Origin of the sequence: Streptomyces sp. NPDC057137 (genome assembly GCF_042670825.1) — a bacterium.
Taxonomy (GTDB): Bacteria; Actinomycetota; Actinomycetes; order Streptomycetales; family Streptomycetaceae; genus Streptomyces.
Map to the genome: position 1 here is coordinate 1 of NZ_JBHUUW010000131.1, position 7,825 is coordinate 7,825.

General features: G+C 72.9%; 5 protein-coding genes. 1 reads left to right on the top strand and 4 read right to left on the bottom strand.

The window, feature by feature from the left end; translation table 11 throughout:
* Window positions 1-45: 45 nt before the first annotated feature.
* From ACFT9I_RS39910 to ACFT9I_RS39925, 4 genes are all read right to left on the bottom strand, one after another.
* Complete coding sequence (locus ACFT9I_RS39910) at window positions 46-942, bottom strand: lipase family alpha/beta hydrolase (protein ID WP_382572746.1); 897 nt, start codon at window positions 940-942, stop codon at window positions 46-48.
* 170 nt (window positions 943-1,112) lie between these two features.
* Window positions 1,113-1,958 carry a class I SAM-dependent methyltransferase gene (locus ACFT9I_RS39915; protein WP_382572748.1) on the bottom strand — a complete coding sequence of 282 codons (846 nt, stop codon included), beginning with the start codon at window positions 1,956-1,958 and terminating at the stop codon, window positions 1,113-1,115.
* Window positions 1,959-2,011: 53 nt separating this feature from the next.
* A complete protein-coding gene (locus ACFT9I_RS39920) occupies window positions 2,012-3,019 on the bottom strand; it encodes a hypothetical protein (protein ID WP_382572750.1) in 1,008 nt (335 codons plus the stop codon).
* 13 nt (window positions 3,020-3,032) lie between these two features.
* Window positions 3,033-6,512: a DNA polymerase III subunit alpha gene (locus tag ACFT9I_RS39925; RefSeq protein ID WP_382572752.1), complete on the bottom strand. Its 3,480-nt coding sequence runs from the start codon at window positions 6,510-6,512 to the stop codon at window positions 3,033-3,035.
* Between the two features lie 140 nt (window positions 6,513-6,652).
* Here ACFT9I_RS39925 and ACFT9I_RS39930 point away from each other — a divergent pair, with 140 nt between their 5' ends.
* Window positions 6,653-7,786, top strand: a complete 1,134-nt coding sequence (locus ACFT9I_RS39930; RefSeq protein WP_382572755.1) for an ABC transporter permease — start codon at window positions 6,653-6,655, stop codon at window positions 7,784-7,786.
* Window positions 7,787-7,825 lie beyond the last annotated feature (39 nt).

Below are 7,825 nucleotides of genomic sequence, written 5' to 3' on the forward strand. Positions count from 1 at the left end.
GCGCCGGGCCGGTCGTCGGCCCGGAGCCCCGCGGTATGTCCTCGCTCAGCCGACGACCGACGCGCAGGTCGTCGGCGTGGCACGGCCCGGATCGAGCGCGTTGGCCACCTCGTGGAACGCGATCCGGTCGAGCAGCCCGATCGCCAGGTGCTCGGAGATGTTCACCGCGCACAGGTCCTGGAGGGTGACGTTGCGTACGTCGGGCCCGGACAGGAACTGGCTGCGGTACGGCGTGACCACCTGGTCGTAACGGGTCGCGATGACGGTGTACTTGACCCCGGGCACGGTGTCACCGCCCGCGTTGAGCTTGGTGAGGAAGGCCGATCCCGCGATCTGGTCGGCGAGTCCCGGGGTCTTCTCGGTCAGCAGATCCTCCGCGCCGGGGAAGTGCGGCAGCAGGTTCGTCAGACCGAGCAGGTTCGTGCCGTGGTTGTCGGGCGCGAGGCCGACGAGTGCGTTCACCTTCGGTGCCCCGCCGAGGAACTTGAGGTAGTAGCGGGGCATCATGCCGCCCTGCGAGTGGCCGACGATGTCGACCTTCGACGTCCCCGTGGCGGCGAGCACCCGGTCGACGTACGCGCTCAGTTGCTCGGCCGACTTGTCGATGGGGCCGAGGCCGTTGAAGAACGGCACTCCGGGGAGCTGCCCGTAGTCGAGGGAGAAGACGCAGTAGCCGCGGTTCACCAGGTACGGGGCGAGACCGAGCCAGTTGTCGACGGAGTTCGCGAAGGTGCCGTGGACGAGGACGACGGGGCGGGGGTGGGCGGTGGAGGGCTTGCAGGAGTAGTTGTTCCAGCCACTGCTCGCGGCGGCGGCGGTGACGGCTGTCGGGGTCGCGGTGGGGGGCGCGGTGGGGGCCGCGACGGCGGGGGCGGTGGTGGCGACCGTGACCGCCAGCAGCAGCGCCGCCAGTGGTCCGAACGCGCGTTTCCAGGGCAGCATCGAGCGATCTCCTCGCGGCTCAAGGGGAAAAGGCGATAGCTGTCAGCCCTGCGGTCCGGACCACATGATTGGCTGTGCTCATGCCAAGTTACGCACGAGTAGGAACGGGAAGGGAAGTTACGCGTCGGTAAAAGATTGAAGGATGCCGACGCCGCGCCCCCGCACCGCCGTCACCCCTCACCAGGCGGCTTGCGCCAGGTCATGATCTCGGTCGGCGGAAGACGCTCCGCGAAACGGCCGTCGGACGACGCCTCCCGCAGCAGCGCGCGCAGATCCCGTTCGAAGTCCGCCAGCCTGTCGCCGAACAAGTGAGGCGCGGAGTCGGACCGGGAGAACACCCACGCCACGACGGCGTCCACCGGCCGGTCGACCACGTCCCCGGCCGGCACGACATGCCGTCGGAAGTTCTCGAACCCCGCCCGCGCCAGGACCAGGTCCTCCCGGTTCGGCGTCCCGTTGTGAAGCGTCCCCTGCCCCGCGCGCCGTACCGGACCCAGATACCGGCGCACCAGTTCACCGATCCGCTCGTACGGAGGAGCGGGCCGCGGCAGCGGCGCCGTCGCGGCGGCGGGATTCTTCAGGTCACTGACATGAACGAACGCGCCTCCCGGCTCCAGCATCTCCCGTACGGCGGCGGCGGTCCGGTCGCGGTCCGTCCAGTGGAACGACTGGGCGAACACCACGGCCCGGAACTCCCCCAGACCGGCGGGCAGATCCTCGGCGCGGGCGGCCACCCAGCGCGCGTTGCCCACCCCACGGCGCTCGGCCCGCCGCCCGGCCTCCGCCAGCATGTCCTCGTCCGGGTCGACGCCGACCACCTCGGCGACGAACGGCGCCATGGCGAGCGTCACGGTGCCCGGCCCGCAGCCGACGTCGAGCAGCCGCCCCCGCCCGTCCAGCCCGAGGGCCGTGGCCAGTCTTTCGGCGAAGCCCGGGGCGTACGGCAGCCGGCCCCGCTCGTAGTGGGCCGCGCTTCCCCGGAACAGGGTGCTGTCCCACTGCCATCCGTCAGGCATCTCGATTCCGCTCCGCTCGATGGGTGTGGGATCCGGGGTGTGATCCGAGAACTCTAAAGTCGCTGCGCCCACGGCGCGGACGCGCGTACGGCCAGCGTGCCGGGCACGACCGCCCTCGGGCCGAACCTGGCACGGGCCCGGTCCGCCACCGCCTCGATCCGGCGCGCCCGTTCGTCCACGGGGTCGAACGTGAGCTGGCGGGTGGCCCGTTCGACCGGGACCAGCCCCTCGGCGCGCAGCGACAGGCCCCGTACCCGCGCCCGTTGGAGCCCGAGCGAGTCATGGATCCGGTAGGCGGTACCGATGAGCGTGCCGGAGTGCGCGGTGGGTTCGCGCAGCGTACGGGCGCGGGTGGTCGTGGACCGGTCGGCGTACCGCACCGTGAGCGTCAGGGAGCGGCACACCTGCCCCTCGACCCGCATCCGGCCCCCCAGCTCCTCGGTGATCGAGAGCAGCGCCGACCGGTGCCGGCCCTGGTCCAACTCATCGCGTGAGAAGGCCCGTTCGGCGGCGAGCGAGCGGGCCGACGCGTTCGGGACGACCGTCGTACGATCGATGCCGTGGGCCTTCTCGTACACCTCGCGCCCCATCCGCACCCCGGCGACCCGTTGCAGCGTCGACAGCGGTACGGCCGCCGCCTTCCCGACGGTGCCGAGTCCGTACGAGCGGAGCGTACGGGCGGTCGCCGCGCCGACCCCCGGCAGCGCGGCGACCGGCAGCGGCCCCAGGAACTCCGCGACCGCCCTCGGTTCGTCCGGGACCGTCAGCGTGGTGCCCGGCGCCGCCCGGCGCGCGGCCATCGTGGCGAGCATCGGGGTCGCGGCGGCGCCGATCGCGCAGCCGGCCCCGACATGGGCGAGCGCCCGTACCCGCAGGACGGCGGCGATCTGGGCCGTGTCCTGCCCGAAGTACCGCTCGGCGCCGCGCACATCGACGAGCGCGGAGTCCGGCGGCAGCGCCTGGACGACCGGGCTGAGGTCCTCGATCAGCCCGAGCAGGGCCGGCAGCGCGGCCTCGATCCCGGTCTCGGCCTCGTGGTGGAACCGTACGCAGAGGATCATCCCGCGCCCCCTCTCATCCCGCGCTCCCCGGACTCGCATGCCAGAACTTCCTTCCGGTGGGCAGCCCTTCGCCGGGCGGCTGGAGATCGGCCCAGGGGTTCATCGCGTAGCCCGTGGACATCTCGATGCGCCGGCCGTTGTCCGCCCCGGTCCCCTGACCTGCCGTCGGCGCCGGCGCGTCGAGCGCGGCGGCGACCGCCTCCAGGCCGCCCTTCTCCCGCAGTTCGACCAGCTCCGCCAGATTCCAGGCCGCCGCGCCGACCACGCTCAGACTCCGCGCGCCGCGCCGCTGCACCACTCCGCGCACCAGCAGCAGCCAGGAGTGGAAGACGGTGTGCGCGCACGCCTCGTGGCTGTCGTCGAAGAAGGCGAGGTCGACCAGGCCCGTACCGTCGTCCAGCGTCGTGAAGATGACCCGCTTGCCGGAGCGGATCGGCGGGGTCTGGGTGGCCACCTTGGCGCCCGCGACCAGGACGGTCGCGCCGTGCGGCGCCTCCCGCAGCCGTTTCGCCGACAGCACGCCCAGCTCCGTCAGGAACGGGTAGTGGTCCGCCATCAGATGGCGGGAGGCGTCCATGCCGAGGACGCCCAGCTCGGCGCTCAGCCGCTCCGCGTCGCCCAGGTCGGGCAGCCCGGCGGGAGCCGTCCGCCGCCCTCCCTCCAGGGGGAGTTGGTCCCCCCGCCCGCCCGCACGCCGCGTCGCCCCGTGCAGCTCCGACAGATGCAGCAGCAGATCCCGTCTGTTGGCGCCGAACTCGTCCAACGCGCCCACCTGCGCCAGCCGTTCGGCGACCGGGCGGCCGGGCCTGGCGCGCTGCCAGAAGTCCAGCAGCGAGGAGTACGGCTGTCCGGCCTCGATCCGCGCGGTCTCCGCCTCGCTGATGCCGTGGACGTCGGAGAACGCGAGCCGCACTCCCCAAGTACCACCCTCCTCACCAGACACCAGTTCGATTCGATGGACGGCCGCCGACCGGTTCACGTCCAACGGCAGCACCGGCACTCCGCGCCGCCGCGCGTCCGCCAGCAGCAGCCGCTTCGGGTACATGCCGGGGTCGTGCGTCAGCAGCCCGGCGAGGAACGCCGCCGGATGGTGCGCCTTGAGCCAGGCCGACTGGTACGTCGGTACGGCGAAGGCGACGGCGTGCGCCTTGCAGAAGCCGTACGACCCGAAGGCCTCGATGATCTCCCAGGTACGCGCGACGGCCTCGGGCCCGTATCCCCTCTCCTTGGTCGTCTTCTCGAACCAGACCTTGATCTTCGCCTGCGACTCGGGATGGGAGAGCCCTCTGCGTACCTTGTCCGCCTCCTCCCGGCCGCAGCCGGTCATGATGTCGACCATCTTGATGATCTGCTCGTGGAAGACGACCACGCCGTAGGTCTCGCGCAGCGCGTCCGCCAGGTCGTCGTGCGGATAGCGGACGGGCGCGCGGCCGTGCCGGGCCTCGATGAAGGGCCGCACCATGTCGGCGGCGACCGGACCGGGCCGGAACAGCGAGATGTCGACCACCAGGTCGTGGAACGTGCCGGGCTGGAGCCTGGCGACCAGATCGCGCTGACCGGGCGACTCGATCTGGAAGCAGCCGAGGGTCTCGGCGGAACGGATGAGGCGGTACGTCTCCGGGTCGCCCGCAGGCACCTGCGCCGGATCGTCGATGTCCAGCTTCTCGCCCGTGGCGCGCCCGATCTCGGCGACCGCGTGCGCCATCGCCGACTGCATCCGCACACCCAGCACGTCGAGTTTGAGCAGCCCCAGCTTCTCGACGTCCTCCTTGTCGAACTGGGACATGGGGAAGCTCTCGCCGCTGGTGGGCACGACCGGTGTACGGCGCAGCAGCGAGGCGTCGGAGAGCAGCACTCCACAGGGGTGCATGGCCATGCCGCGCGGCAGCGCGTCCAGCGCCTCCACCAGGTCCCACAGCCTGCCGTGCTTCGTCCCCTCCTGCCGGGACTCCTGCGCCACCTCGCGCAGTTCGGGCAGTTCGTCCATCGCCGCGCGGGCGTCGCGCGCCCGGATGTGCGGGAAGGACTTGGCGATCCGGTCGATCTCGGCGGGGTCCATGGACAGGGCGGCGCCCACGTCCCGTACGGCGTGGCGGACCCGGTAGGTCTCCGGCATGGCGACGGCGGCGACCCGCTCGGGGCCGAAGCGGTCGAGGATCGCGCGGTAGACCTCCAGCCGCCGGGCGGACTCGACGTCGATGTCGATGTCCGGCAGTTCGAACGTCTTCGGATCGGAGAGCCTGCGCCAGGAGAGGAAACGTTCCATCAGCAGTCCGTGCTCGACCGGGTCGGCGTGCGCGATCCCCAGCAGATGGTTGACCAGCGAGCCGGCCCCGGAGCCGCGCGCCGCGACCCGGATGCCCATCTCCTTCACGTCGTCCACCACTTGGGCGACGGTGAGGAAGTACGAGGGGTAGCCGAGCCGCTCGATCGTGCCCAGCTCGGCCTCCGCCCGGTCCCAGTACGCCCGGTCCCGGTCGTAGCCGCGCCGCACCATGCCGGCGGCCACCCGCGACCGGAGCACCCGCGCGGCGGTCCGCCGGTCGGCGCCGACCAGCCTCGGCTCGGGGAAGTGGACGGTGCCGATGCCGAGATCGCCCTTGGGGTCGACACGGCAGCTCTCGGCCGTCTCCCGTGTCATGGCCAGCAGCCGGTGCGCGGTGCCCTGGCCGAGCCCGGCCGACTCGGCCACCAGCTCGGCGGTACGGGCCATCGCCGCCGGGTCCTTCAGCCAGCGCTCCCCGCTGTCCAGGCCCCTGCGCGGGTCGATGGGCACCAGCCTGCGGGCCGCGTCGAGGACATCGGCGACCGGGCCCTGGCCGGGGTCGGCGTACCGTACGGCGTTGCCGAGCACGGCCCGTACGCCCTGCTCGACGGCGAAGCCGAGGGTACGGGCGGCGTGCCGCAGCGAGCCCGGTCCGGTGCCCTGCCGCCCGTGGTGGACGACTTCAAGGCGCAGGGCGTCGCCGTAGATCTCCCGCCAGGCGGCGAGCAGCCGGGCGGCGTCGCCGGTCCGGCCGGCGGCCAGCGCCCGGCCGACGCCGGAGTCGGGGCCGAGGAGCACGATGACGCCCGCGCCGTGATTGTCCCGCCAGGGCAGCAGCGGGCCGCCGTCCCCCGCGGCGTGCGCGGTGGTGACGAGCCGGCACAGGTCGGCCCAGCCGGTGGCGCCGTCGCGGGCGAGGAAGACGGTACGGGGCGCGGACTCGTCGATGAAGGCACCGCCGCGGACCGGGGTGCGCCGCCGTACGGCCGGACCGGCGGCGCCACCCGTGGCTTCGGCCACCGCCAGCTCCACCCCGAACAGCGGTCTGATCTCCGCCTCCTCGCACGCCTCGGCGAAGCGGACGGCGCCGCCGAGGGTGTCGCGGTCGGTCAGGGCGAGGGCGTCCATGTCGCGTGCCGCCGCGCTCCTGGCGAGCTGTTCGGGGTGGGAGGCCCCGTACCGCAAGGAGAACCCCGAGACGGTATGGAGATGCGTGAACCCGGTCATCCGCACCTCCTGATCGATCCGTTCCACCTCCCCCGCTCCCACCATAGAGAGTATCGAACGTTTGTGCGACATCATGGCCCGTCAGCCATTCAGACCCTCCCCACCTGCGAGAACACCGGGTGCGCCGGAGCGTGGGGCCCATGACTCGTGAGGGCACGACTTTCGCCGACGAGGTGCGGGGCGCCGTCACCGTGCGGGCCGCACTGCTCGTGATCGGCGTACTGGCGCTGCAGATGCTGTTCATCGCCTCGTACGTCGGGGCGCTGCACAGCCCCCGGGCGAAGGACGTGAAAGTCGCCGTGGTCGCGGCGTCCCCGAAGGTCGCGGACCAACTGGCCGCCGAGCTGCGGAAGCTGCCGGGCGGACCGCTCACCCCTCGCACGCTCGCCGACGAGGCGGCCGCGCGCCGGCAGATGCTGAACCGGGACATCGACGCCGCCCTCGTGGTCGACTCCCGGTCGGCCCAGGACACACTGCTGGTCGCCTCCGGCCAGGGGTCGACCGAGACCCAGCTGCTGCTGAGGATCTTCGGAGAGATCGAGCGGCAGCAGCAGCGGTCCCTTGCGGTCGACGACGTCGCGCCCGCCTCCGGGAGCGACGCCGACGGCCTCTCGTCCTTCTATCTGGTCGTCGGCTGGTGCGTCGGCGGCTATCTGTGCGCGGCGATCCTCGCGATCAGCGCCGGCTCCCGGCCGGCCAACGGCCGCCGGGCGGTGATCCGGCTGGTGGTCACGGGCCTCTACGCCGTGGTCTCCGGGCTCCTCGGCGCGGTCATCGCCGGCCCGATCCTGGGCGCGCTGCCGGGCAGCGTCGTGGGGCTGTGGGGTCTCGGCGCGCTCACCGTCCTCGCGGTCGGCGCGGCCACCCTGGCACTTCAGGCCGTCTTCGGGGTCGTCGGTATCGGCCTGGCGATCCTGCTGATCGTCGTCGCGGGCAACCCGAGCGCGGGCGGCGCCTTCCCGCTCCCGCTGCTGCCGGACTTCTGGCGGTCGATCGGCCCCGCCCTGCCGCCGGGCGCGGGCACCTGGGTGGCCCGCTCGATCGCGTACTTCCACGGCAACGCGGTCACCGGGCCGCTGCTGGTGCTCTCCGCGTGGGCCGTGGTGGGGACGGCCCTCACGCTGGCGATGGCGGTACTGCGCGGCAAGGGCAGGGGGCCGGGCCGGGCCCCGGACGAGGACACCCTGCCGGACGCGCCGGACACACCTGACGCCCCGGAAGCGCCGAACGCGCCGGAGGCGCCGGGCACTCCGGGAGCCTCGGCGGCGCCGTAGCGGCACCCCGCGCACCGGAAAGCCCGGCCCGCCGATGAC